Genomic DNA, 24327 nt, shown 5'->3' on the forward strand with positions numbered 1-24327 from the left:
CGCACCGGACTTACGGGCTGTAGTAACCCACCGCCACCAGGAAATGCCCGACCTTGCGCAGGTAGGCATGCTTGTCTTCGACCTTGCCGGTCACCGGGTTCTTCCAGCGGTACTCATATTCCCCCTGGGGCTGCCGGGCAATCAGCGCCAGGATCGGCTCGCCCACCGGCTTGCCTTCAGGGTCCTTGACCTTGCCGAAGTCCGTGTTGATCAGCCGCAGATTGGTGCCGTGGGCGACGTAACGCTGGGTATCGAGATCGACCACGAACACATACAGGTCATCCTGCAAGAAACCGCCCTTGAGGCTGTTGATCGCGGTGAGGGTGCCCTTCTCGTCACTGGCCAATTGGGTCGCCGCCTTGTCCAGCAGCGCCTTGGCCTGATCCGCCGAGGCCCGGGGCAGGTAATAACCCACCGCCAGGATCCGCTCGCCAACGCGCTGAAAGTACACGTGCTTGCGTTCGATCTTGCCGTCGCTCCAGTTCTGCCAACGGTACTCGGCCTGCTGGATGCCATTGCCCTCGGGAATTTTCAGCGCGTCCTTGAAGGCCTTCTGCAGGTCTGGCCCCAGCACTTCGGACACATCACGACCAATCAACGCGGAAGACGGCCCGCCGCTGGCCAGCATCACGCCCCGGGTGTCGACCACGAACACATAGCGGTCCTTATCGACAAACTCGCCCTGGCGGCTGAACACCGCAAAGGCCTTGTCGCCCTGGTCGTGGTAGTACGCCAGGGCCTTTTCCAGCAGCGCCCTGGCGGCCGTGCCTTCGTCCGCCGGCGCGGCGGCGTGGGCCTGGCCCAGGCACAGCAGCAGCCAACCCAACCACGTGATCTTCAGCAAAAGCCTCATTGCCCGCCCCTCATTTTTATAGGTGTCTGAAGAGCGTAGACGGCTGCGCAAGATGAGCGAACATTCAGCAAACACGGGGGCATAGAGCCTTCCCGCGGAGCTCGCGGGAAGGCTGGAGGGGCTCAGGGACGAGCGTCGAGTTGTTGTTGCAGGTTCTGGATCTGGCTTTGCAGGGTGTTGATGTTGCGGGTGACCTGGCCACGGAACGCATCGAACTCAGCGGTGCTGGCGCCATTCTGCGCAGCGGCGGCCGGACGATTGTCTTGCTCGCTCTTGAGCACAATCATGTCCTGCTCCAGGCGCTCGATGGCAGCGCTGGGGTTGCCCTGCTTCTTCAGGGTCGCCAGGTCGGCGCTCAGGCTCTTGAGCTGGGCATCGACTTTACTGCCATCGGTCTGGGCCCCCTTGAGTGCAGCCAGTTCCGTACCCAGGGCTTTGACCTGGGCCTGCAACTGAGCGTTGGCCGTCTGTTGCTCGGTGGTTTGCGCGCTCATTTGTGCCAGACGCTTGTCCAGGTCCGTCGCCTGCCCGGCCACGCCCTGCTGTTGCTTGCTCTGGTCCTGCAGTTTGCTTTCCAGCTGTTTGATCTGCAGCTTGAGCGCCTCGCTGTCACTGGTGACGTTGCTCTGGCTGGCCACCACCTTGCCGGAAATGTCCTGCAGGCGCCCGGCAGCCTCTTCACTGATACGGGCAAAGCTTTCCTGGGTCGCCACCAGTTGCTGCTCCATCAGCGAGATCTGCTGGAAGCTCCACCAGGCCAGGCCGGCAAAGGCAAACACCAGCGCCCCGACCAGCGCCCACAGTGGCCCGGTGCTCGGGCCTTTTACCTTGACCACCGGCGTACTGCGCGAATGCACCGTGGTGCGCTCGCGGGCCGCGGGGGTGGTGGGGAAATCGTCATCATCATGGGGGTCGGCGCGCAGGCTGGGTACATCATCGAAGTCGTCGTGGGCATCATTACGCATGGGGCAACCTTTCTGAACCGCGTGGTGACTGAGTGCGGCGAGTATAAACCGCTATTTCGCCGCACTCATCGACACTGCCGGGCAAACCCGGTTCAGTGTTTATTTTCAAAGCATGTCCTGGGCCTTCCACCAGGCACAAAATTCATCGAGGGCCGTCCACAGGCTGACCTTGGGCTCATAGTCCAGGTAGTGCCGGGCGCGGCTGATGTCCAGGGTGAAATTCTTGTTCATCACTTGCATGCCCAGGCGCGACAGGGTCGGCTCCGGGCGCCCGGGCCAGAGTTTGCAGAAGCCTTCGTTGAGCGCCGCAACACTGTAGGCCAGGCCATAAGAGCGGTAGCGGGTGACTTGCGGCACCTGCATCTGGCGCATCACGTAATTGATCACGTCCCACACCGGCACCGGCGCCCCGTTGCTGATGTTGTAGGCCTTGCCCAGGGCCGAGCCGGTGGCCAGCAGGCTGCTGAGCAGCGCCTCGTTGAGGTTCTGCACGCTGGTGAAGTCCACCTTGTTCAGGCCATTGCCGACAATCGCCAGGCGCCCCTTGCGCTGCATCTTCAACAGCCGCGGAAAAATGCTCATGTCCCCCGCGCCGGTAACAAAGCGCGGGCGCAGAGCCAGGGTTTCCAGGCCGAACTCCTGGGCACCGAAAACCTTCTGCTCGGCCAGGTACTTGGTGGCCGCATAGGGGTGCTTGAAGCGCTTGGGCACCTGCTCTTCGGTCAGGTCCAGGTGGTCACGGCCGTCAAAGTAGACCGACGACGAAGACAGGTGCACCAGGCGCCGAACCCGTTGCTTGAGGCAGGCTTCCACCACGTTTTCAGTGACCAGCACATTGCCTTGGTGAAAATCCTGATAACGCCCCCACAGGCCCACGGCACCGGCGCAATGCACCACCGCCTCGACGTCGCGGCACAGTTCGCGCACCAGATCGGCGTCGCCCAAATCCCCCTGGATAAACTCGGCGCCACGCCGCACCAGGTGCTCTACACCTTCGGCACGGCGACCGTTGACCCGGACTTGCAGGCCTTGCTCAAGGGCAAAGCGAGCAAAACGCCCGCCTATAAAGCCGCTTGCGCCGGTGACCAGAATTTTCATGAGTTCTCCTAGAAATGCAGTGACTCGCGCCAGGCTGAAGGCGCCAGGTCAAAACGACCCGCAGACTCTTCACCGGCTGCATGCAGCTTGACGCTTATGGCTGCCCCCAGGGCACCAACCATTGCGCCGAGCAACGGGCCAGGTGCTCGGTCAACAACCCCAGCAGTTGGCCGCCATTGCGCCAATGATGCCAGTACAGCGGCACATCGATCGGTTTATCCGGCAACAACTCCACCAGCCAGCCCCGTTCGAGTTGCTCGCGCACCTGCAATTCAGGCACCAGCCCCCAACCCAGGCCGGCTTCGGTCAAGCGAATAAAACCCTCGGACGACGGGCACAGGTGGTGCTCAAAACCGCCTTCGACTCCCAGCGAGGCCAGGTAACGGTGTTGCAGGAAATCGTCAGGACCGAATACCAGCGCCGGGGTGCGGGCCAGTTCTTCGGCGCGAACGCCATGGGGAAAATGCCGGGCGATAAATGCCGGGCTGGCCAGGGCCCGATAGCGCATGGCCCCCAGCAACTGGCTGCGACCGCCCGCCACCGGCCGCTCGCTGGCACAGACACAGGCCGCCACCTCGCCGGCACGCATGCGCTTGAGGCCCACGGTCTGGTCCTCCACCACCAGGTCCAGCAGCAGGTGATGCTCGGCACAGAAATCTCCCACCGCCGCCGCCCACCAGGTGGCCAGGCTGTCGGCGTTGAGGGCGATCCGCAGACGCTCCGGCAAGCCCTCTTCATCCAGGGCCGGCACCAGGCTTTGCAGGTCGCGCTCCAGCAGGCGCACCTGCTGCACGTGGTTGAGCAAGCGGCGACCGATTTCCGTTGGTGCTGGTGGCGTCGCACGTATCAACACCGGCTGGCCGATGCGGGCCTCAAGCAATTTGATCCGCTGGGAAATCGCCGACTGAGACAGGCCCAGCACTTGCGCGGCACGTTCAAAGCCAGCCTGTTCGACGACGGCGGCCAAGGCGGAGAGCAATTTATAGTCGAACATCAGTTTTCCTAATGAGCGATCAGCAATATTGGTTTTTCTTATACAGGCTGAGCCCGGAAAATAGCCAGCATGCCTCTTCGCTCAAGGACCTTTTTCATGACCGGTGAAACCTCCCTCGCCACCCTGTTGCGCAGCATGAGCCCGCACCTCAACGACGGCGACTACGTATTCTGCTCCATTGCCCAACGCAGCCAGCTTGGGGACTGCGACCCCCTGGGCAGCTTTCGCGAACAGGAAGGGCTGACGGTGATCCTTGAGCGCCAACAGGCTGAACGCCTGGGGCTGGGCTTCGATTACGTGGCGGCGTGGATCACCCTCACGGTGCATTCGGCCCTGGACGCGGTCGGCCTCACCGCCGCTTTCGCCAGTGCCCTGGGAGACGCTGGAATCAGCTGCAACGTGGTCGCGGGCTATTACCACGATCACCTGTTTGTCGGCCGGGCCGACGCACAGCGCGCCATGGACGTGCTGCACAAACTGGCAACCCAAGGGGAATAGGCGCATGTGGCAAAGCTATGTAAACGGACTCTTGGTGGCGGCCGGCCTGATCATGGCCATCGGCACCCAAAACGCCTTTGTCCTGGCGCAAAGCCTGCGCCGGGAGCATCACCTGCCGGTGGCAGCGCTGTGCGTCACCTGCGACGCCTTGCTGGTGGCTGCCGGGGTATTCGGCCTGGCCACCTTACTGGCGCAGAACCCGACCCTGCTGGCTGTGGCTCGCTGGGGCGGCTCGGCCTTCCTGATCTGGTACGGCACCCAGGCCCTGCGGCGCGCCTGCGCCCGGCAAAGCCTGGAGCAAGGGACCCAGCAGAAGGTGCGCTCATTGCGCGCGGTATTGCTCAGTGCCTTGGCGGTGACGCTGCTCAACCCTCACGTGTACCTGGACACGGTATTGCTGATCGGCTCCTTGGGCGCCCAACAGACTGAACCCGGTGCTTATGTGATGGGCGCCGCCAGCGCTTCCCTGCTGTGGTTTTTCACCCTGGCCCTCGGCGCGGCGTGGTTGGCACCCTGGTTGGCCCGGCCTGGCACTTGGCGGGTTCTCGACCTGTTGGTGGCGGTCATGATGTTCAGCGTCGCCTACCAACTCATCAGCGCTCCATGAGTTATTCCAAAAGGCTCTGGAACCTCTATCCCACACAGTTGTTGCGTGGTTAAGCCGCACCCCCGGTGCTATGATCCGGTCCCTGCGCCGCAAAGAGTACAAACTCCCCGGCGCTTGTTTGGCCGCCCGTGATCGGCCTTGCGCTCACCGCAACTGACCTGATTAGGAGAATCATCATGGCTTTCGAATTGCCGCCGCTGCCTTATGCACACGATGCCCTGCAGCCGCACATCTCCAAGGAAACCTTGGAATTCCACCACGACAAACACCACAACACCTACGTCGTGAACCTGAACAACCTGGTGCCAGGCACCGAGTTCGAAGGCAAGACCCTGGAAGAGATCGTCAAGTCTTCTTCGGGCGGCATCTTCAACAACGCCGCTCAGGTCTGGAACCACACCTTCTACTGGAACTGCCTGGCGCCAAACGCCGGCGGTCAACCAACCGGCGCGCTCGCTGAAGCAATCAACGCAGCCTTCGGTTCGTTCGACAAGTTCAAGGAAGAGTTCACCAAGACTTCCGTCGGCACCTTCGGTTCCGGTTGGGGCTGGCTGGTGAAAAAGGCTGACGGTTCCCTGGCCCTGGCCAGCACCATCGGCGCCGGCAACCCGCTGACCAGCGGCGACACCCCGCTGCTGACCTGCGACGTTTGGGAACACGCTTACTACATCGACTACCGCAACGTTCGCCCTAAATACGTCGAAGCGTTCTGGAACCTGGTCAACTGGAAATTCGTGGCTGAGCAGTTCGAAGGCAAGACCTTCGTCGCCTAAGCCCGTTTGCAGTGTAAAAAACCCGGCCTGTCCGGGTTTTTTTTCGCCTGTAGCCCAGCCGATTTCTTGCTCCGCCGCACTGGCGCGCTAACATCATTTTCGGGTAAAAGTTAAGCCCCAGCCCTCAAGTTACAGGGCTTGTTTACCGACACACTACCAGCAGGCGTAATTGTTCTTGATCGGAACACCCCAGCCAAGCCTGCCGGCGATAGACCCCGGCCATGATTGTCTCTTTACGGCCAAGACGGGAATGCCAATACTGATGGCACTTTGACGCTACGCGCACGGAACAAGGAATAGCCCTTTGAAGCTGGAACTCAAAAACAGCTTGTCGGTGAAGTTGCTCCGGGTTGTGCTGCTGTCGGCACTGATCGTGGGCGTGGTCCTGAGCTGCGCACAGATCGTTTTCGATGCTTATAAGACTCGGCAGGCAGTGGCCAACGATGCCCAGCGCATCCTCGATATGTTTCGCGACCCCTCGACACAGGCCGTCTACAGCCTGGACCGCGAGATGGGCATGCAAGTCATTGAAGGCCTGTTCCAGGACGACGCCGTGCGCATGGCGTCCATCGGTCATCCCAACGAAACCATGCTCGCGGAGAAAAGCCGCGACCTGCAGAACTCCCCCAGCCGCTGGCTGACCGACCTGATTCTTGGCCAAGAACGCACCTTCACCACCCAGTTGGTCGGCCGTGGCCCCTACAGCGAGTACTACGGCGACCTGAGCATCACCCTCGACACCGCCACTTACGGCCAGGGCTTTATCGTCAACTCGGTGATCATTTTCATCTCGGGTGTGCTGCGCGCCCTGGCCATGGGCCTGGTGCTGTACCTGGTCTATCACTGGTTGCTGACCAAACCGCTGTCGCGAATCATCGAGCACCTGACCGACATCAACCCCGACCGTCCCAGCGAACACCAGATTCCTTTGCTCAAGGGCCATGAAAAAAACGAACTGGGGCTCTGGATCAACACCGCCAACCAGTTGCTGGCCTCCATCGAGCGCAACACCCACCTGCGCCACGAAGCGGAAAACAGCCTGCTGCGCATGGCCCAGTACGACTTCCTCACCGGCTTGCCAAACCGCCAGCAATTGCAGCAACAGCTGGACAAGATCCTGGTGGACGCCGGCCGCCTGCAACGCCGAGTAGCGGTGCTCTGTGTGGGCCTGGACGACTTCAAGGGCATCAACGAACAGTTCAGCTACCAGACCGGCGACCAACTGCTGCTGGCCCTGGCCGACCGCCTGCGTGCCCACAGCGGCCGCCTCGGTGCACTGGCCCGCCTGGGGGGCGACCAGTTCGCCCTGGTCCAGGCCGACATTGAACAACCCTACGAAGCAGCGGAACTGGCGCAGAGCATTCTCGACGACTTGGAGGCGGCGTTCGCCCTCGATCACCAACAGATCCGCCTGCGCGCCACCATCGGCATCACCTTGTTCCCGGAAGACGGCGACAGCACCGAAAAGCTGCTGCAGAAAGCCGAACAGACCATGACCCTGGCCAAGACCCGTTCGCGCAATCGCTATCAGTTCTACATCGCTAGCGTGGACAGCGAAATGCGCCGCCGCCGCGAGCTGGAGAAGGACCTGCGCGACGCCCTGGCCAAGGAGCAGTTCTACCTGGTCTATCAACCGCAGATCAGCTACCGCGATCACCGGGTGGTGGGCGTCGAAGCGCTGATCCGCTGGCAGCACCCGGAACACGGCCTGGTGCCACCGGATCTGTTCATTCCCCTGGCCGAACAGAACGGCACCATCATCGCCATCGGCGAGTGGGTGCTGGACCAGGCCTGCCGCCAGCTGCGCGAATGGCATGACCTGGGCTTCAGCGACCTGCGCATGGCGGTCAACCTGTCCACCGTGCAACTGCACCACGCCGAACTGCCGCGGGTGGTCAACAACCTGATGCAGATGTACCGCCTACCGCCCCGCAGCCTGGAACTGGAAGTCACCGAAACCGGCCTGATGGACGACATCAGCACGGCCGCCCAGCACCTGCTCAGCCTGCGTCGCTCCGGGGCGCTGATTGCTATCGATGACTTCGGCACCGGCTATTCATCCCTGAGTTACCTCAAGAGCCTGCCCCTGGACAAAATCAAGATCGACAAGAGTTTCGTCCAGGACCTGCTGGACGATGATGACGATGCGACCATCGTCCGGGCCATCATCCAATTGGGCAAAAGCCTGGGCATGCAGGTCATCGCCGAAGGCGTGGAAACCGCCGAGCAAGAGGCCTACATCATCTCCGAGGGCTGCCACGAGGGTCAGGGCTACCACTACAGTAAACCCCTGCCGGCACGTGAGTTGAGCGCCTACCTGAAACACGCCCAGCGCAGCAACGCGGCGATCCTCTGAAGCTGCCTCGGCACCGGCCCCACTGACCCAGCGCAATCAACCTGTGAATAAGAAATATTTACAGGTACAACCCTTTACACCTAATGCAAATCTTTCGCATTATGTTGCAGTTTTGCGCGCCCCCGCGCCCGTCTACCCCTCTCGAAGCAGGATGTTCGCCATGATTCGTATGCCTCTGGCTACCGCCAGTCTGTTGGCCATCGCTATTTCCCTCGCCGGTTGCGGCGAAGGCAAAGACAAGGCTGCCGCACCGCAAGCGCCAACCGCAGCTGCCAGCACGGCTGCTCCTGCGGCGGCTGCCAACGCCGGCAAAGTCGACGAAGCCGCCGCCAAGGCCGTGGTCGCGCATTACGCCGACATGGTCTTCGCCGTCTACAGCGATGCCGAATCCACTGCGAAAACCCTGCAAACCGCAGTCGACGCCTTCCTTGCCAAGCCCAATGACGAAACCCTGAAAGCCGCCAAGGCGCCTGGGTCGCTGCACGCGTGCCTTACCTGCAGAGCGAAGTGTTCCGTTTCGGCAACACCATCATTGATGACTGGGAAGGTCAGGTGAACGCCTGGCCGCTGGACGAAGGCCTGATCGACTACGTCGACAAGTCCTACGAACACGCCCTGGGCAACCCGGGTGCCACCGCCAACATCATCGCCAACACTGAAGTCCAGGTCGGTGAAGACAAGGTCGACGTCAAAGACATCACCCCGGAAAAACTCGCCAGCCTCAATGAGCTGGGCGGTTCCGAGGCCAACGTCGCCACCGGCTACCACGCCATCGAATTCCTGCTCTGGGGCCAAGACCTCAACGGCACCGGCCCAGGTGCCGGCGCTCGTCCTGCGTCCGACTACCTGGAAGGCGCCGGCGCTACCGGTGGCCACAACGAACGTCGTCGTGCCTACCTGAAAGCCGTGACCCAACTGCTGGTCACCGACCTGGAAGAAATGGTCGGCAACTGGAAGCCCAACGTGGCTGACAACTACCGCGCCACCCTGGAAGCCGAACCGGCTGAAACCGGCTTGCGCAAAATGCTCTTCGGCATGGGCAGCCTCTCCCTGGGCGAACTGGCGGGCGAGCGGATGAAAGTATCCCTGGAAGCCAACTCGCCGGAAGACGAGCAGGACTGCTTCAGCGACAACACCCACAACTCGCACTTCTACGACGCCAAGGGCGTGCGTAACGTCTACCTGGGCGAATACACCCGCGTCGACGGCACCAAGCTGACCGGCGCCAGCCTGTCGTCCCTGGTGGCCAAGGCCGACCCGGCCGCCGACGCGGCCCTCAAGGCCGATCTGGAAGCCACCGAAGCCAAGATCCAGGTCATGGTCGATCACGCCAACAAGGGTGAGCACTACGACCAGTTGATCGCCGCCGGCAACACCGCAGGCAACCAGATCGTGCGCGACGCCATCGCCTCCCTGGTGAAGCAGACCGGCTCGATCGAGCAGGCTGCCGGCAAGCTGGGCATCAGCGACCTGAACCCGGACAACGCCGATCACGAATTCTGATCGCTGCGTCTGTGTAAAAAGGCGGCCTGATGGCCGCCTTTTTTATTTGCCCTGCATCAAACCAAACGATAATTCCTCTTATTCAATCCCCCCTGCCCTGTTAGACTTTGCGCCCTTGTTTTGCTCGTCTTGCAGGATGTCCGATGCCCCCGCTGCTGCTTCGCTGCACCGCACTCTTCATGGCCCTGGGCCTGAGTGCCTGCGATGATGCCCCGCGCTTTACCCAGGCCGAACCGGGTGAAGCCCGCTCGGGCGGTGCAGCGACCGTGCGCAAGACCGACCAGAATGCTTATTCCCTGCCTTCCGCCAACCTGTCGCCGACCCGGCGCCTGGACTTCAGCGTGGGTAACAGCTTCTTCCGCAGCCCCTGGGTGATCGCCCCGTCCACCACCACCGCGCGCGATGGCCTGGGCCCGTTGTTCAACACCAATGCCTGCCAGAACTGCCATGTCAAAGACGGCCGCGGCCATCCGCCGGCACCGGATGCGGAAAACGCCGTGTCGATGCTGGTGCGCCTGTCGATCCCCGATGCCCCGCAATACGCCAAGGTCATCGAGCAGATGGGCGTAGTCCCGGAACCGGTCTACGGCGGGCAGCTGCAGGACATGGCCGTGCCCGGCGTGGCCCCGGAAGGCAAGGTGCGGGTCGACTATGAGCCGCTGCCCGTGCGTTTCAAGGACGGCACCCTGGTGGAGTTGCGCAAACCGCGGCTGCAGATCACCCAACTGGGCTACGGACCGATGCACCCCGAGACGCAATTCTCTGCCAGGGTGGCGCCGCCGATGATCGGCCTGGGGTTGCTGGAAGCCATTCCCGAGGCGGCGATCCTGGCCAATGCCGCCGAGCAGGGCAAAGCCAAAAATGGCATTGCCGGCCGGCCGAACTGGGTCTGGGACGATGCCCAAGCCAAAACCGTTCTCGGGCGTTTTGGCTGGAAAGCCGGGCAACCCAACCTCAATCAACAAAATGTTCACGCGTTCTCTGGTGATATGGGCCTGACCACCGGCCTGAGACCCTTTGATGATTGCACCGACACCCAGACCGCCTGTAAGCAGGCCCCCAATGGCAACGGCCCGGACGGCGAACCGGAAGTCAGCGAGAACATCCTGCGCCTGGTGCTGTTCTACACCCGTAACCTGGCCGTTCCCGCTCGCCGCGACGTGGGCGCCGAGCAGGTCCTGGCCGGCAAGAATCTGTTCTACCAGGCCGGCTGCCAATCCTGTCACACGCCACAATTCACCACCGCGGCCGATGCTGCGGAACCTGAACTGGCCAATCAAGTGATTCGCCCTTACAGCGACCTGCTGTTGCATGACATGGGCGAAGGACTGGCCGACCACCGCAGCGAATTCAAGGCCGGCGGCCGCGACTGGCGCACCCCGCCGTTGTGGGGCATCGGCCTGAGCGAAACGGTCAGTGGCCACAGCCAGTTCCTGCATGACGGCCGCGCCCGCAACCTACTCGAAGCCGTGCTCTGGCACGGTGGCGAAGCCCAAGCGGCGCAGCAACAGGTATTAACCTTCAATGCCCAACAGCGCGCCGCGTTGCTGGCATTCCTGAATTCTCTATAAACGCCTTCTCTAAAAGAAACGGGAGCCCGAACATGTTCCGCCCCAAACTGCTCTTCACCAGCCTTGCCGCCATCGCCTTGGGCGCCTGCTCACCCCAGGACCCACAAGCCGTGACGTCTGCCGCCATCGCCAAACAAGTGATCCTGCCGACGTACAGCCGCTGGGTCGACGCCGACCGCCAACTGGCCATCAGCGCCCTGGCGTTCTGCGAAGGCAAAGAGAACCTGGACACCGCCCGTGCCGACTTCCTCCACGCGCAAAAAGCCTGGGCTGAGTTGCAGCCGCTGTTGATCGGCCCGCTGGCCGAGGGCAACCGCGCTTGGCAGGTGCAGTTCTGGCCGGACAAAAAGAACCTGGTGGGCCGTCAGGTCGAACAGCTGGTCACCGCCAGCCCGCAGATCGACGCCGCTGCCCTGGCCAAGTCCAGTGTTGTGGTGCAGGGCCTCTCGGCCTACGAATACATTCTGTTCGACGCCAAGGTCGACATGGCTAACAGCGAGCAGAAAGCCCGTTATTGCCCCCTGCTGACCGCCATTGGCGAACGTCAGAAGCAACTGGCCGAGGAAATCCTCTCCAGCTGGAACACCAACGACGGCATGCTGGCGCAGATGAGCAAGTTCCCCAACCAGCGCTACGCCGACTCCCACGAAGCGATTGCCGACCTGCTGCGGGTCCAGGTCACCGCCCTGGACACCCTGAAGAAAAAGCTCGGCACCCCGATGGGTCGCCAGAGCAAGGGCATTCCCCAGCCATTCCAAGCCGATGCCTGGCGCAGCCAGTCGTCCCTGCAGAGCCTGGAAGCCAGCCTCAGCGCGGCGCAAACCGTCTGGGCTGGGGTCGACAACAAAGGCCTGCGCGGCCTGTTGCCGGCTGAGCAGAAGCCGTTGGCGGAGAAGATCGACGCCGCCTATGCCGCGTCCCTCAAGCTGTTCGCCAGCAGCCAGCGCTCCCTGAGTGAAATGCTCAACGACGACGCCGGGCGCCAGCAACTCAATGACCTCTACGACAGCCTCAACGTGGTCCATCGCCTGCATGAAGGCGAGCTGGCCAAGGCGCTGGGCATTCAACTGGGCTTCAACGCCAACGACGGTGACTGATGATGCTGCGACGCCAGGCTTTAGCACTGGGCAGCCTGCTGCTCAGCGCCGTGACCTTGGGTGGCTGGACGCTGTTCAAGCAAAAGGACAAGCCGCCGGTACTGCTGTCGGCCAGGGATGATGGGGACGGCAAGCATTACGCCGTCGGTTATCAACTGGACGGCAAACAGCTATTTGCCACCCAGGTCGGCCAACGTTGCCACGACATCATCAACCACCCGAGCTTGCCGATTGCCTTGTTCGTCGCCCGCCGCCCGGGCACCGAAAGCTACCTGATCGACCTGCGTGACGGCCGCTTGCTGCAAACCCTGGTGTCCCGACCCAACCGGCACTTCTACGGGCATGCGGTGATCCACAAGAGCGGCGACTGGCTGTACGCCACCGAGAACGACACCTTGGATCCCGGCCGTGGCCTGCTCGGGGTGTACCGGTTCGAAGGCGAGCGCCTGGTGCATGACAGCGAGATCTCGACCCACGGCATCGGGCCCCACCAGGTGTCGTGGATGCCCGACGGCGAGACCCTGGTGGTGGCCAACGGCGGTATCCGTACCGAAGCCGAAAGCCGGGTAGAGATGAACCTCAACGCTATGGAGCCGAGCCTGGTGCTGATGCAGCGCGACGGCACCCTGCTGAGCAAGGAAACCCTGGCCCAGCAGATGAACAGCGTGCGCCACATGGGCATTGCCAGCGACGGCACCATCGTCACCGGCCAGCAGTTCATGGGCGCCGCCCATGAGCCCTCCGAGTTGCTGGCCATCAAACGCCCCGGCCAGCCCTTCGTGGCCTTTCCGGTGGCCGAGCATCAGCTACAAGCCATGGGGCACTACACCGCCAGTGTCGCGGTGCACAGCAAACTGCGCCTGGTGGCCCTGACGGCTCCCCGGGGCAACCGCTTTTTCATCTGGGACCTGGACAGCGGCGAGGTGCGCCTGGACGCCCCTCTGCCCGACTGTGCGGGCGTTGGCGCGGTGGCCGATGGCTTCGTAGTGACCTCCGGGCAAGGGCGTTGCCGCTTCTACGACTGCCGCCAGAAACAGCTTGTAGCAAAACCCCTGGACCTGCCCGCAGGCCTTTGGGACAACCATCTGCATTTGATCTAGAGTCGCGCCCTTCGCCGCGCTGGCGAAGGGCGTACGGATGGCCGGATAGCCATCTGGAACAGCCCTGCAAGTCGGAGTAATGTTCCCGGCTACCACGCTTGTCTTTCCCGGCTTTTTCTCCAAGGAAACGGAATATGCTGCGTCGCCGCATGCTGATCATGTTGGGCATTGTCTTGTTGGTCGTGCTGTTGCTGGCCGGCTACAAGGCGTTCTCCATCTACCAGATGGTCCAGATGTTCTCGGTGCCCAAGCCGCCGATCAGCGTTGCCGTGGCGACGGCCAACGAGCAGCCCTGGCAGGAACGCCTGCCCAGTGTCGGCACCCTCAAGGCCCTGCAAGGGGTCAACCTCAGCCTGGAAGTGGCTGGCACGGTGAAGGACCTGCAGTTCCAGTCCGGGCAGAAGGTCAAGGCCGGGCAACCTTTGCTGCAACTGGACAACGCCGTGGAAAGCGCCCTGCTGGAAACGGCCCAGGCCGACCTCGGCCTGGCCCAGCTGGACTATGGGCGCGGCAGCCAACTGGTGGGTAGCCAGGCCATTTCCAAAGGCGAGTTCGACCGACTCTCGGCGCAACTGCAAAAGAACAAGGCCACGGTCAACCAACTCAAGGCGTCCTTGGCCAAGAAGCGCATCCTCGCGCCCTTCAGCGGCACCATCGGCATTCGCCAGGTGGACGTCGGCGACTACCTGGCCAGCGGCACGGTGGTCGCCACCCTGCAGGACCTGAGCAGCCTTTACCTGGACTTCTACGTACCGGAACAATCGGTGCCCGCCATCAGCCTCGGCCAGGCCGTACAGATCAGCGTCTCCGCCTACCCGGGCGAGCATTTCACCGGCAACATCAGCGCGATCAACCCCAAGGTCGAGAGCACCACCCGCAACGTGCTGGTTCGCGCCACCCTGGCCAACCCCGACAGCAAGCTGCTGCCAGGCATGTTCGCCGACTTGCAAGTGCTGCTGGCCAACCCCAAGAACCGCGTGGTGCTGCCGGAAAGCACCATCACCTACACCCTCTATGGCAACTCGGTGTATGTGGTGGCGCAGAAGAAGGCCGCTGACGGCAGCCTGGAGAAGGACGACAAGGGCCAGCCGATCCTGATCGCCGAACGGCGCTTCGTCGACACCGGCGAACGCCGCAGCGGCCTGGTGCTGATCAACAAGGGCGTGGCTCAGGGCGAGCAAGTGGTCAGCGCCGGCCAGATCAAACTGGACAATGGCGCACACATCGCCATCAGCCCGGACAAATTGCTGCCAGCCCCACAGAACAGCCCGCCTCGCGCTGACTGATCAAGGAACCCCCATGGCCTTTACCGATCCGTTCATCCGCCGCCCGGTGCTCGCTACCGTGGTCAGCCTGTTGATTGTCCTGCTGGGCTTCCAGGCCTGGAGCAAGCTGCCGCTGCGCCAGTACCCGCAAATGGAAAACGCCCTGATCACGGTGACCACCGCCTACCCCGGGGCCAACGCCGAGACCATCCAGGGCTACATCACCCAACCCATGCAGCAGAGCCTGGCCAGCGCCGAAGGCATCGACTACATGACCTCGGTCAGCCGGCAAAACTTCTCGGTGATTTCGATCTACGCACGGATCGGCTCCAACAGCGACCGGCTGTTCACCGAATTGCTGGCCAAGGCCAACGAGGTCAAGAACCAGTTGCCCCAGCAAGCCGAAGACCCGGTGCTGAGCAAAGAAGCCGCAGACGCCTCGGCGCTGATGTACATCAGTTTCTACAGCCAGGAATTGAACAACCCGCAGATCACCGACTACCTGTCACGGGTCATCCAGCCCAAGCTGGCCACCCTGCCCGGCATGGCCGAGGCGGAGATCCTCGGCAACCAGGTATTCGCCATGCGCCTCTGGCTGGATCCGGTCAAGCTCGCCGGCTTCGGTCTCAGTGCCAGCGACGTGACCAACGCGGTGCGCCAGTACAACTTCCTCTCGGCCGCCGGCGAGGTGAAGGGCGAATACGTGGTCACCAGCATCAACGCCAACACCGAACTCAAGTCGGCCGAAGCCTTTGCCGCCATTCCAGTGAAGGTCGAGGGTGACAGCAGGGTTCTGCTCAGTGACGTGGCGCGGGTGGAAATGGGCGCCGAAAGCTACAACGCCATCAGCTCCTTTGGCGGTATCCCTTCGGTGTACATCGGGATCAAGGCGACCCCGGGCGCCAACCCGCTGGACGTGATCAAGGAAGTGCGCAAGATCATGCCGCAGCTGGAAGCCCAGTTGCCGCCCAACCTCAAATCGGAAATCGCCTACGACGCCACCCTGTTTATCCAGGCCTCCATCGACGAAGTGGTCAAGACCCTGTTCGAAGCGGTGTTGATCGTCATCGTCGTGGTTTTCCTGTTCCTCGGCGCCCTGCGCTCGGTGGTGATCCCAGTGATCACCATTCCGCTGTCGATGATCGGCGTGATGTTCTTCATGCAGTTGATGGGCTACTCGATCAACCTCCTGACCCTGCTGGCGATGGTGTTGGCCATCGGCCTGGTGGTGGACGATGCCATCGTGGTGGTGGAGAACATCCACCGGCACATCGAAGAGGGCAAGACGCCGTTCGATGCCGCCATCGAGGGCGCCCGGGAAATCGCCATGCCGGTGGTGTCCATGACCATCACCCTGGCGGCAGTCTACGCGCCCATCGGCTTTCTCCAGGGCCTGACCGGGGCACTGTTCAAGGAGTTTGCCCTGACCCTGGCCGGGGCCGTGGTGATCTCCGGGATCGTCGCCCTGACCCTGTCGCCGATGATGTGTGCGCTGCTGCTGCGCCATGACGAAAACCCCAGCGGCCTGGCCTATCGCCTCGACCAGATTTTCGAAGACCTCAAGCGACGCTACCAGCGCATGCTCCATGGCACCCTCAACACCCGCCCGGTGGTGCTGGTGTTTGCACTGATCGTGCTGTGCCTGATTCCGCTGCTGCTCAAATTCACCAAGTCCGAGCTGGCCCCCGATGAAGACCAGGGCATCATTTTCATGATGGCCAGTGCGCCCCAGCCCACCAACCTGGACTACCTCAACGCCTACACCGATGAGTTCCTGACGATCTTCAAAGAGTTCCCCGAGTACTACTCGTCGTTCCAGATCAACGGCTTCAACGGCGTGCAATCGGGCATCGGCGGCTTCCTGCTCAAGCCCTGGAACGAGCGCAGCCAGACCCAGATGCAGATCCTGCCCAAGGTGCAAAGCAAACTCGACGGCATCGCCGGGCTGCAGGTCTTCGGCTTCAACCTGCCGTCCCTGCCCGGCACCGGCGAAGGCCTGCCGTTCGCCTTCGTGATCAACACCCCCGACGGGTACGAGGCGCTGCTGGAGGTGGCCAACCGAATCAAGGCGCGGGCCATGGAGTCCGGCAAGTTTGCCTTCGTCGACCTCGACCTGGCCTTCGACAAACCCGAAGTGGTGGTGGACATCGACCGGGCCAAAGCGGCGCAGATGGGCGTGTCGATGGAAGACCTGGGGGGGACCCTCGCGACCCTGCTGGGGGAAGCGGAGATCAACCGCTTCACCATCGACGGGCGCAGCTACAAGGTCATTGCCCAAGTTGAGCGCGCCTACCGCGACAACCCCGATTGGCTGAACAACTATTACGTGAAAAACAACCGGGGCGAAGCCTTGCCGCTGTCGACCCTGATCAAGGTCAGCGACCGCGCCCGGCCTCGGCAGTTGAACCAGTTCCAGCAGCTCAACGCCGCCACCCTCTCCGGTGTGCCTCTAGTGAGCATGGGCGAAGCCATCGAGACCGTACGCCAGATCGCCCGGGAAGAAGCCCCGGCCGGCTACGCCTTCGACTACGCCAGCGCCAGTCGGCAATTCGTCCAGGAAGGCAGTGCCTTGTGGGTCACCTTCGGCCTGGCCCTGGCGATCATCTTCCTGGTGCTGGCTGCGCAGTTCGAGAGTTTCCGTGACCCGTTGGTGATCCTGGTGACGGTGCCGCTGTCGATCTGCGGGGCCTTGATCCCGCTGTTTCTCGGCTGGTCGAGCATGAACATCTACACCCAGGTGGGCCTGGTGACGCTGATCGGCCTGATCAGCAAACACGGGATCCTGATCGTCGAGTTCGCCAACCAGTTGCGCCAGAGCAAGGGCCTGAGCGCCCGAGAGGCTGTGGAAGAAGCGGCCGCCATCCGCCTGCGCCCGGTGTTGATGACCACCGCCGCCATGGTCTTTGGCATGGTGCCGTTGATCCTGGCCACCGGCGCCGGTGCCGTCAGTCGCTTTGACATCGGCATGGTGATCGCCACGGGGATGTCCATCGGCACCCTGTTCACCCTGTTCGTGCTGCCCTGCATTTACACCCTGCTGTCCAAGGCCGAACGCTGATCCCTGGGCAAAAGAAAAGGCCTCGCAATGCGAGGCCTTTCGGTCTGTAGGCTGTGCTTCAACTCTGTGGCCTCATGCCTTGGGCCATACCGAACATGAACAACAGGATGTCATGGTCGGGTTTGGCCGCCACGGATGTCTTGACCACCCGAGGCAAAGGACAATGTGCGTCTCCGACGCTGAGGATCTGAGTCCGCGGCTGCTCCCAGGCAACCACAGCCAACGAGGCAACTGCCAAGGCTCCTACTAAAAACAAACCTCGTGCAATTTCGAGTTTCATCAGGTTAAACCCTTGATAGCGCTGCCAAACGCCGTTCTATAAAAATAGTAGAGTTTCTGCCAGTCCGGGTCGCTCCACGACGAGTGGCGACGCAGTTGCTTCAGATCATGGGCCGCAGCCCGCTGAGCGCTCAAACGCTGGCGGCACTTTTCGAAATCCAGCAAGGCCACATCAATCCGAGCCTGTTCGCCCGTCCCCGTGACCCTTACAAACACATGCTTGGCATACAGGCAGCCATGTTGCCAGCGGCCCTTGTGCATGCGCACCAGGGTCGCGGCCAGGGCTTGCATGAGCCGATCATGGAGCGCCTCGCCATGACGCTCACGCTCACCCGCGGCGTACCACGTATCGATCTCTACAAAGCCCTCCAGGGCCGCTGTCACCAGCAGCGCCTGCCAGCCTTGCTGAGAATTACGCCGGGCGCCACAGAACACCAGCTCCGGCACGCCCACGCCTAATACGCCAAGGCCCTTGAGCGCGTCCTGCTCACGCAACACCGTGGGCCGGCCGAACGGATGCAGCCAACTGCGATAGATGTGCCCGACCTGACGCTTCACATACAGCAGGCGACCGTCACTGACCAGTCGCTGTACCCCGCTCTCTCCGCCACGCCGCTGATTGGGGGGTTCGACCCATTCACCCTGCTGGTTCCAGAAATGCTCGAAGCGTTCCGTAGCCGCACCTTCCATGTGCGAGACACATTCCACAGCCATCCTCTTACCTCTTGCGTAATACGTAGACTCGCCACATGGCGTAGAGCGGGAAAAAGTCAAAATGGTCCTGGATACGAAACCCGGCCTCTTCAAACTCCTGTTCAACCGTAACGACAGGTAACACGAAACGATTCTGGTAACCCGACGACTCCGTTTGCGCACGGCGTTTTTGCTCCATGCGCTTGCGTTTGAACGCCTTGAAATTGCCGTCGACCCACAACGAGACGATCACGCTGTCGCGAGTAACCCGTTGAAACTCACGGAGTAATGCCAGTCGATGAGCCGACTCACCAATGTGGTGCAGCAAGCGCATGGAGAAAATGCTATCCACTGCGTTATCCGGCAGGTCGATAGCGAAAGCTGACGTCTGCAAGGGTTGTACCCGTTTCACCACATCGGCTGGTTGGGCCACCGTGGCCAGACTGAGCATAGCTGCAGAATTGTCAGCACCGATGATCACGCGATTGGGTTTTTCCGCCAGCAACGGCCAGAAACGTCCCGCGCCACAGGGCAGGTCCAGCACCAGGCCCGGCTCACCGGCCAGCGCCAGGGCTGCACGAGCCAGTTGCTCGTCACGGCGGTGGGACAATTTGCGCGCCAGGCCATCCTGGTGCTTGAACAAATATTCCTGGGCGTGTTGGTCGTCGTACTTGTTGGAAAATTCCAGCTTGATCGGGGTAGCCATCACCAAAGTCTCCTGCAACTGATGGCGCCACCTTAGGCAGCCGCATGTCAGCGTCAGGTCATGTCTTTGTGAAAACTTCGTCCCGTCCACGGCGGAAATATTTCAAGGTTTTACCGCTCAAGCACACTGGCCTGGGGCCACCTCAGAAGAATAAAGCGCCCCGACCGGTCGGGGCCTCGCGATCATGGCTGCGCAGGACTGAGTTCGACGTGGAAGCGGCAGCCGTTGGGGGTCATGGTGCTGAGGCTGACGCTCCAGCCCTGGTTCTCGCAAATTCGCTGCACCAGGGACAAGCCCAGGCCCAGGCCCTCGCCGCGCTTTTCATCGCCACGCACAAAGGGCTCGAACATGGCTTCACGCTTCTCTTCGGGAATGCCCACACCACTGTCCTCCACCACAAAGCCGCTGGACTCCAGGGTCAGGCGGATAAAACCGCGTTCGGTGTAATGCAGGGCATTGCGCAGCAGGTTGCCCATCACCGCGTGCAGGAAGGTCACGTTGTAGCGGGTGTCCAGAGGCTGGCCGGGTTCGAAGATCAGCTCGATGCCCTTGTCGTTGATCGGCCCTTGCCACACCCCGAGCAAGTCTTCGGCCGCCTGGCGCAGGGTCACCTGGGCCGACATGCTGGCGTCTTCACGCTGGGCCCGGGCGAGCATCAGAAAGGTCTGCACCAACTCGCGCATCTCCTCGCTGGCCCGGGCGATGCGCTCGACCTGGGCACGCCCGCGGTGGTCGATACCGGGGTTTTCCAGGAGCAGTTCACAGGAGCTGGCCAGCACCATCAACGGCGTGCGCAATTCATGGCTGACATCACTGGTGAACAGCCGCTCGCGACTCAGGGCTTGGCGCAGGCGGCCCAGGGTGGCGTCGAAGGCAATGGCCAACTCACCCACCTCATCGGCGGCATAGTCCGGGGCCAAGGGGGGCGCCAGGCCGAGCAATTGGTCGCGGTGTCGCACTTGACGGGCCAAACGAACCACCGGCGCCATGACTTTGCGCGCCAGGACCCAGCCCAGAAACACCGCCAAGGCCAAGCTCAGGACAAAACCCACCAGGACCACGGCGAACAACACCCGCTCGCGCTCTTCGAAATCGCTTTGATCCTGCAGCAACACGTAACGCCGCCCGTCCACCACCTCCACCATGGCGTGATAGGACAGTTGCTCACGAAACACTTCGTGAAAACCCGGTTCCAGATGACGCAGGTCCTTGGGCAGTTCGAAATCGCCATGCCCGCCACTGAAGTAGAACAACTGATCCGGTTCGGGGCGGTGGCTCCAGTCGGCGACATTGTCCATCAGCAACAAGCGCTGCAAGTCGCCCCCCAGCCCTGCGGAGATCAATTTCTCTTCGACCAGGTGCACGGTGGCCACAATACCCATGGCGAAGGCCCCCGCCACCAAGGCGCTCATCAGGGCAAAAGCGATGATGATGCGCTGGGCGAGGCTCTGCTTAAACTCCATCACGACCCTCGGCCAAGCGGTAACCGACGCCGTGCACGGTATGCAGCAGCGGCTTGGCGAACGGTTTGTCGATCACCTGGCGCAACTGGTGAACGTGGCTGCGCAGGCTGTCGCTGTCCGGGCAGTCGTCGCCCCACAAGGCCTCTTCCAAGACTTCGCGACGCAGCACATGGGGGCTCTTCTGCATCAACACCGCCAGCAGTTTGAGGCCCACCGGGTTGAGCTTGAGCAAGCGGCCCTCGCGGGTGACCTCCAGGGTGTCGAGGTCGTAACTCAAATCACCGACCTGCAAGGCCCGACGGCCACCGCCCTGGGTGCGACGCATCACGGCTTCGATGCGCGCCGCCAACTCGGACAGGGCAAAGGGTTTGACCAGGTAGTCGTCGGCACCGGACTTGAAACCCTGGAGACGGTCATCCAACTGATCGCGAGCGGTGAGCATGATCACCGGGGTGTCACGCCGGGCGTCTTCACGCAGGCGCTTGCACAGGGTGTAGCCATCGATGCCGGGGAGCATGATGTCGAGCACGATCAAGTCGTAATGTTCGGTGGCGGCCAGGTGCAGGCCCGACAGGCCGTCCTGCGCGCAGTCCACGGTGTAGCCCTTGAGCCCCAGATAATCCGCCAGGTTGGCCAGGATATCGCGGTTGTCTTCAACCAATAAAATTCGCATGGGCACTTTTCTCCCTACACAGTTGCCGCCGTCTTGGCTCGCGCAGCTTAAGGCCAAGCGTAGCTCTCCGCTAGCGCCGTAAAGCCGGTGTTGGCGTGGTGCGCGCCCGAGTGCCGGCTTGACGTTTTTTTCACTATCGGTTCACAGGCTGATGACAGCAGCGGCCGCAGACTGCGCGCGAATCCGCGACTTGATCGCCTCACCTGCCCAAGGACCCCGCATGACCTCAGCCCTCATCCGCCCAGCTTCCAGGCCCCTCAACTTCTGGGTATGCCTGGGGGTTCCCGCTGTCACGGCGGCGATTCTGATCCTGCTCGAGCTGACGTCTTTGGACATGGACCTGGCCAAGCGTTTCTACGACCCGGTGGCCGGCGCGTTTATCGGTGGGCACAGCTACCTGCTGGAAACCATCCTCCACGATCGGGCCAAACAGGTGGTCATCGCCTTTGCGGTGCTCTCGATCATCGGTTTCGTGGCGTCCTTCATGATGGCTCGGCTCCAACCGTTCAAGCGGGAACTGGGCTGCCTGGTGCTGTCCCTGGCCTTGGCCACGGGCTTTGTGACACCGGTCAAGGCCGTGACCGCCGTGCAATGCCCCTGGAGCCTGAAGGAGTTTGGTGGTAAGGAAACCTACAGCGAACTGCTGAGCCCCCGCCCGCCGACCGACAAGCCCGGCCGCTGCTGGCCCGGCGGCCACGCGGCGACCGGTTTCACCTTGTTTGCGCTGTTCTTTGTACTGCGTGATCGCCGGCCACGGCTGGCGCGCAAAGCCCTGGTCTTCGCCTTTGCCCTGGGCACCGTGTTCTCCATCGGCCGCATGATGCAAGGCGCGCACTTCTTCTCCCACAACGTCTGGACGGCGATTTTTTGCTGGCTGATCAGCCTGGGCACCTATTACTTCATTCTTTACCGTCCCTCGCCCGCCGCCGTGCCGATACCTTCCGCCCAAGCGGTACAGGGATAGCATCCGCGGCGTTGCAGCCCGACAGGCAGCGGGACAGCGCCGACTCTGAGCGACACATTTCACGGGCAATAAAAAACCCCGCCGGTGTTCACCGGCGGGGTTTTTCAGTACGGGGGTAAGGCTGGCTTACATCATGCCGCCCATGCCACCCATGCCGCCCATGTCTGGCATGCCGCCGCCAGCTGGTTTGTCTTCAGCGATTTCAGCAATCATCGCTTCGGTGGTGATCATCAGGCTGGCGATAGAGGCTGCGGCCTGCAGAGCAGAACGAGTCACTTTAGCCGGGTCCAGGATACCCATCGCGATCATGTCGCCGTATTCGCCGGTCGCTGCGTTGTAACCGTAGTTACCTTCGCCTTGCTTGACCTTGTCGACAACTACGCTTGGCTCGTCGCCGGAGTTGGCAACGATCTGGCGCAGTGGCGCTTCAACAGCGCGACGCAGCAGTTGGATGCCCACGTCTTGGTCAGCGTTGTCGCCTTTCAGCTCGCTGATGGCTTGCAGGGCACGAACCAGTGCCACGCCGCCGCCAGGTACCACGCCTTCTTCAACGGCTGCACGGGTAGCGTGCAGGGCGTCTTCAACGCGGGCTTTCTTCTCTTTCATTTCAACTTCGGAGCCAGCGCCAACCTTGATCACTGCAACGCCGCCGGACAGCTTGGCCAGACGCTCTTGCAGTTTTTCACGGTCGTAGTCGGACGAAGTGTCGGCGACTTGTTGACGGATCTGAGTCACACGAGCCTGGATGTCCGCTTCAACGCCAGCACCGTCGATGATGGTGGTGTTTTCTTTGGACAGGATCACGCGCTTGGCGTTACCCAGGTGCTCCAGGGTGGTGCTTTCCAGGCTCAGACCGATCTCTTCGGAGATAACGGTACCGCCGGTCAGGACGGCGATGTCCTGCAGCATGGCCTTGCGACGGTCGCCGAAGCCTGGTGCCTTGACGGCAGCGACTTTAACGATGCCACGCATGTTGTTCACAACCAGAGTCGCTAGGGCTTCGCCCTCAACGTCTTCAGCCACGATCAGCAGTGGGCGGCCGGCTTTGGCAACGGCTTCCAGTACTGGCAGCATTTCGCGGATGTTGGAGATCTTCTTGTCAACCAGCAGGATCAGCGGGCCGTCGAGTTCGGCGACCATGGTGTCCGGCTTGTTGATGAAGTAAGGGGACAGGTAGCCACGGTCGAACTGCATGCCTTCTACAACCGACAGTTCGTTTTCCAGGCCCGAGCCTTCTTCAACGGTGATCACGCCTTCTTTACCGACTTTTTCCATGGCTTCGGCAATGATGTCGCCGATGGAGTTGTCGGAGTTGGCAGAGATGGTGCCAACCTGAGCGATGGCTTTGGAGTCAGCGCATGGCTTGGACAGGCCTTTCAGCTCTTTGACGATGGCGATGGTCGCCTTGTCGATGCCGCGTTTCAGGTCCATCGGGTTCATGCCGGCAGCGACGGCTTTCAGGCCTTCGTTGACGATCGACTGAGCCAGAACGGTAGCGGTGGTAGTACCGTCGCCAGCGTCATCGTTAGCACGGGAAGCAACGTCTTTAACCAGCTGCGCGCCCATGTTTTCGAAGCGATCTTTCAGCTCGATTTCTTTGGCAACGGAAACGCCGTCCTTGGTGATGGTCGGAGCGCCGAAGCTCTTCTCGATGATCACGTTACGGCCTTTCGGGCCCAGGGTCGCTTTTACTGCGTCAGCCAGGACATTGACACCGGTGAGCATTTTCTTGCGGGCGGAATCGCCGAATTTAACTTCTTTAGCAGCCATGATCGATATTCCTTAAATACTTTGTAGTAACGGGAAGATGC

The 24327-nt window shown here is 61.9% G+C and carries 19 protein-coding genes and 2 pseudogenes; 11 read left to right on the forward strand and 10 right to left on the reverse strand.

Annotation, left to right across the window (positions count from 1 at the left end; genetic code table 11):
* Positions 1–10 precede the first annotated feature (10 nt).
* The 4 genes from M1B35_RS17050 to M1B35_RS17065 form a co-directional block, all read right to left on the reverse strand.
* Positions 11–853, reverse strand: coding sequence for a cache domain-containing protein (locus M1B35_RS17050; RefSeq protein WP_268262585.1), 843 nt, complete (start codon positions 851–853; stop codon positions 11–13).
* 122 nt (positions 854–975) lie between these two features.
* Complete coding sequence (locus M1B35_RS17055) at positions 976–1818, reverse strand: ATPase (RefSeq protein WP_123328641.1); 843 nt, start codon at positions 1816–1818, stop codon at positions 976–978.
* A gap of 105 nt (positions 1819–1923) precedes the next feature.
* On the reverse strand, positions 1924–2916 hold the full coding sequence (locus tag M1B35_RS17060) for an NAD-dependent epimerase/dehydratase family protein (RefSeq protein WP_268262586.1): 993 nt from the start codon (positions 2914–2916) through the stop codon (positions 1924–1926).
* A gap of 94 nt (positions 2917–3010) precedes the next feature.
* Positions 3011–3910, reverse strand: a complete 900-nt coding sequence (locus M1B35_RS17065) for a LysR family transcriptional regulator ArgP (RefSeq protein WP_123328643.1) — start codon at positions 3908–3910, stop codon at positions 3011–3013.
* A 96-nt stretch (positions 3911–4006) separates the two neighbouring features.
* On the opposite strand from M1B35_RS17065, the gene M1B35_RS17070 reads away from it, so the two are divergent.
* The 10 genes and pseudogenes from M1B35_RS17070 to M1B35_RS17115 all read left to right on the forward strand — a co-directional run.
* Complete coding sequence (locus M1B35_RS17070; RefSeq protein WP_123328644.1) at positions 4007–4408, forward strand: ACT domain-containing protein; 402 nt, start codon at positions 4007–4009, stop codon at positions 4406–4408.
* Between the two features lie 4 nt (positions 4409–4412).
* On the forward strand, positions 4413–5015 hold the full coding sequence (locus tag M1B35_RS17075) for a LysE/ArgO family amino acid transporter (protein ID WP_268262587.1): 603 nt from the start codon (positions 4413–4415) through the stop codon (positions 5013–5015).
* A gap of 176 nt (positions 5016–5191) precedes the next feature.
* Positions 5192–5788: a superoxide dismutase gene (locus tag M1B35_RS17080; protein WP_123328646.1), complete on the forward strand. Its 597-nt coding sequence runs from the start codon at positions 5192–5194 to the stop codon at positions 5786–5788.
* 304 nt (positions 5789–6092) lie between these two features.
* On the forward strand, positions 6093–8144 hold the full coding sequence (locus tag M1B35_RS17085) for a putative bifunctional diguanylate cyclase/phosphodiesterase (RefSeq protein WP_123328647.1): 2052 nt from the start codon (positions 6093–6095) through the stop codon (positions 8142–8144).
* A 160-nt stretch (positions 8145–8304) separates the two neighbouring features.
* Positions 8305–9647: pseudogene (locus M1B35_RS17090) on the forward strand (imelysin family protein).
* Between the two features lie 143 nt (positions 9648–9790).
* The gene (locus M1B35_RS17095) at positions 9791–11218 is read left to right on the forward strand and encodes a di-heme oxidoreductase family protein (protein WP_123328649.1); all 1428 of its coding nucleotides are present in this window, start codon (positions 9791–9793) and stop codon (positions 11216–11218) included.
* A 32-nt stretch (positions 11219–11250) separates the two neighbouring features.
* Positions 11251–12315, forward strand: a complete 1065-nt coding sequence (locus tag M1B35_RS17100; protein WP_123328650.1) for an imelysin family protein — start codon at positions 11251–11253, stop codon at positions 12313–12315.
* 2 nt (positions 12316–12317) lie between these two features.
* Positions 12318–13415, forward strand: a complete 1098-nt coding sequence (locus M1B35_RS17105; RefSeq protein ID WP_268262623.1) for a DUF1513 domain-containing protein — start codon at positions 12318–12320, stop codon at positions 13413–13415.
* 134 nt (positions 13416–13549) lie between these two features.
* Positions 13550–14701, forward strand: coding sequence for an efflux RND transporter periplasmic adaptor subunit (locus M1B35_RS17110; RefSeq protein ID WP_123328651.1), 1152 nt, complete (start codon positions 13550–13552; stop codon positions 14699–14701).
* 13 nt (positions 14702–14714) lie between these two features.
* Positions 14715–17769: pseudogene (locus tag M1B35_RS17115) on the forward strand (multidrug efflux RND transporter permease subunit); the annotation flags it as partial.
* A 27-nt stretch (positions 17770–17796) separates the two neighbouring features.
* Here M1B35_RS17115 and M1B35_RS17120 read toward each other — a convergent pair.
* The 5 genes from M1B35_RS17120 to colR form a co-directional block, all read right to left on the reverse strand.
* Entirely contained in the window at positions 17797–18018 is a 222-nt protein-coding gene (locus M1B35_RS17120) for a hypothetical protein (protein WP_123328653.1), read from the reverse strand.
* Entirely contained in the window at positions 18018–18731 is a 714-nt protein-coding gene (locus M1B35_RS17125) for a lipopolysaccharide kinase InaA family protein (RefSeq protein WP_268262588.1), read from the reverse strand. The genes M1B35_RS17120 and M1B35_RS17125 overlap by 1 nt, the downstream gene beginning before the upstream one ends.
* A 4-nt stretch (positions 18732–18735) precedes the next feature.
* Positions 18736–19416, reverse strand: coding sequence for a class I SAM-dependent methyltransferase (locus M1B35_RS17130; protein WP_268262589.1), 681 nt, complete (start codon positions 19414–19416; stop codon positions 18736–18738).
* 182 nt (positions 19417–19598) lie between these two features.
* Positions 19599–20879, reverse strand: coding sequence for a sensor histidine kinase (locus tag M1B35_RS17135; RefSeq protein WP_268262590.1), 1281 nt, complete (start codon positions 20877–20879; stop codon positions 19599–19601).
* The gene (gene colR, locus M1B35_RS17140; protein WP_123328657.1) at positions 20869–21552 is read right to left on the reverse strand and encodes a two-component system response regulator ColR; all 684 of its coding nucleotides are present in this window, start codon (positions 21550–21552) and stop codon (positions 20869–20871) included. The genes M1B35_RS17135 and colR overlap by 11 nt, the downstream gene beginning before the upstream one ends.
* Positions 21553–21772: 220 nt before the next feature.
* Here colR and M1B35_RS17145 point away from each other — a divergent pair, with 220 nt between their 5' ends.
* Entirely contained in the window at positions 21773–22516 is a 744-nt protein-coding gene (locus M1B35_RS17145; RefSeq protein ID WP_268262591.1) for a phosphatase PAP2 family protein, read from the forward strand.
* A 126-nt stretch (positions 22517–22642) separates the two neighbouring features.
* On the opposite strand, the gene groL is transcribed toward M1B35_RS17145, so the two are convergent.
* Positions 22643–24286 carry a chaperonin GroEL gene (gene groL, locus M1B35_RS17150; RefSeq protein WP_123328659.1) on the reverse strand — a complete coding sequence of 548 codons (1644 nt, stop codon included), beginning with the start codon at positions 24284–24286 and terminating at the stop codon, positions 22643–22645.
* Positions 24287–24327: the final 41 nt, after the last annotated feature.

This window comes from Pseudomonas morbosilactucae, from assembly GCF_023241665.1.
In the GTDB taxonomy this organism is placed as follows: Bacteria; Pseudomonadota; Gammaproteobacteria; order Pseudomonadales; family Pseudomonadaceae; genus Aquipseudomonas; species Aquipseudomonas morbosilactucae.

Coding starts and splice junctions, on each gene's coding strand:
- M1B35_RS17130 (WP_268262589.1), bottom strand. CDS start 19,416: ATGGCTACCCCGATCAAGCTGGAATTTTCCAACAAGTACGACGACCAA.
- M1B35_RS17060 (WP_268262586.1), bottom strand. CDS start 2,916: ATGAAAATTCTGGTCACCGGCGCAAGCGGCTTTATAGGCGGGCGTTTT.
- M1B35_RS17075 (WP_268262587.1), top strand. CDS start 4,413: ATGTGGCAAAGCTATGTAAACGGACTCTTGGTGGCGGCCGGCCTGATC.
- M1B35_RS17070 (WP_123328644.1), top strand. CDS start 4,007: ATGACCGGTGAAACCTCCCTCGCCACCCTGTTGCGCAGCATGAGCCCG.
- M1B35_RS17050 (WP_268262585.1), bottom strand. CDS start 853: ATGAGGCTTTTGCTGAAGATCACGTGGTTGGGTTGGCTGCTGCTGTGC.
- M1B35_RS17055 (WP_123328641.1), bottom strand. CDS start 1,818: ATGCGTAATGATGCCCACGACGACTTCGATGATGTACCCAGCCTGCGC.
- M1B35_RS17135 (WP_268262590.1), bottom strand. CDS start 20,879: ATGGAGTTTAAGCAGAGCCTCGCCCAGCGCATCATCATCGCTTTTGCC.
- M1B35_RS17100 (WP_123328650.1), top strand. CDS start 11,251: ATGTTCCGCCCCAAACTGCTCTTCACCAGCCTTGCCGCCATCGCCTTG.
- M1B35_RS17125 (WP_268262588.1), bottom strand. CDS start 18,731: ATGGCTGTGGAATGTGTCTCGCACATGGAAGGTGCGGCTACGGAACGC.
- M1B35_RS17065 (WP_123328643.1), bottom strand. CDS start 3,910: ATGTTCGACTATAAATTGCTCTCCGCCTTGGCCGCCGTCGTCGAACAG.
- M1B35_RS17105 (WP_268262623.1), top strand. CDS start 12,318: ATGCTGCGACGCCAGGCTTTAGCACTGGGCAGCCTGCTGCTCAGCGCC.
- groL (WP_123328659.1), bottom strand. CDS start 24,286: ATGGCTGCTAAAGAAGTTAAATTCGGCGATTCCGCCCGCAAGAAAATG.
- M1B35_RS17145 (WP_268262591.1), top strand. CDS start 21,773: ATGACCTCAGCCCTCATCCGCCCAGCTTCCAGGCCCCTCAACTTCTGG.
- M1B35_RS17095 (WP_123328649.1), top strand. CDS start 9,791: ATGCCCCCGCTGCTGCTTCGCTGCACCGCACTCTTCATGGCCCTGGGC.
- colR (WP_123328657.1), bottom strand. CDS start 21,552: ATGCGAATTTTATTGGTTGAAGACAACCGCGATATCCTGGCCAACCTG.
- M1B35_RS17120 (WP_123328653.1), bottom strand. CDS start 18,018: ATGAAACTCGAAATTGCACGAGGTTTGTTTTTAGTAGGAGCCTTGGCA.
- M1B35_RS17080 (WP_123328646.1), top strand. CDS start 5,192: ATGGCTTTCGAATTGCCGCCGCTGCCTTATGCACACGATGCCCTGCAG.
- M1B35_RS17110 (WP_123328651.1), top strand. CDS start 13,550: ATGCTGCGTCGCCGCATGCTGATCATGTTGGGCATTGTCTTGTTGGTC.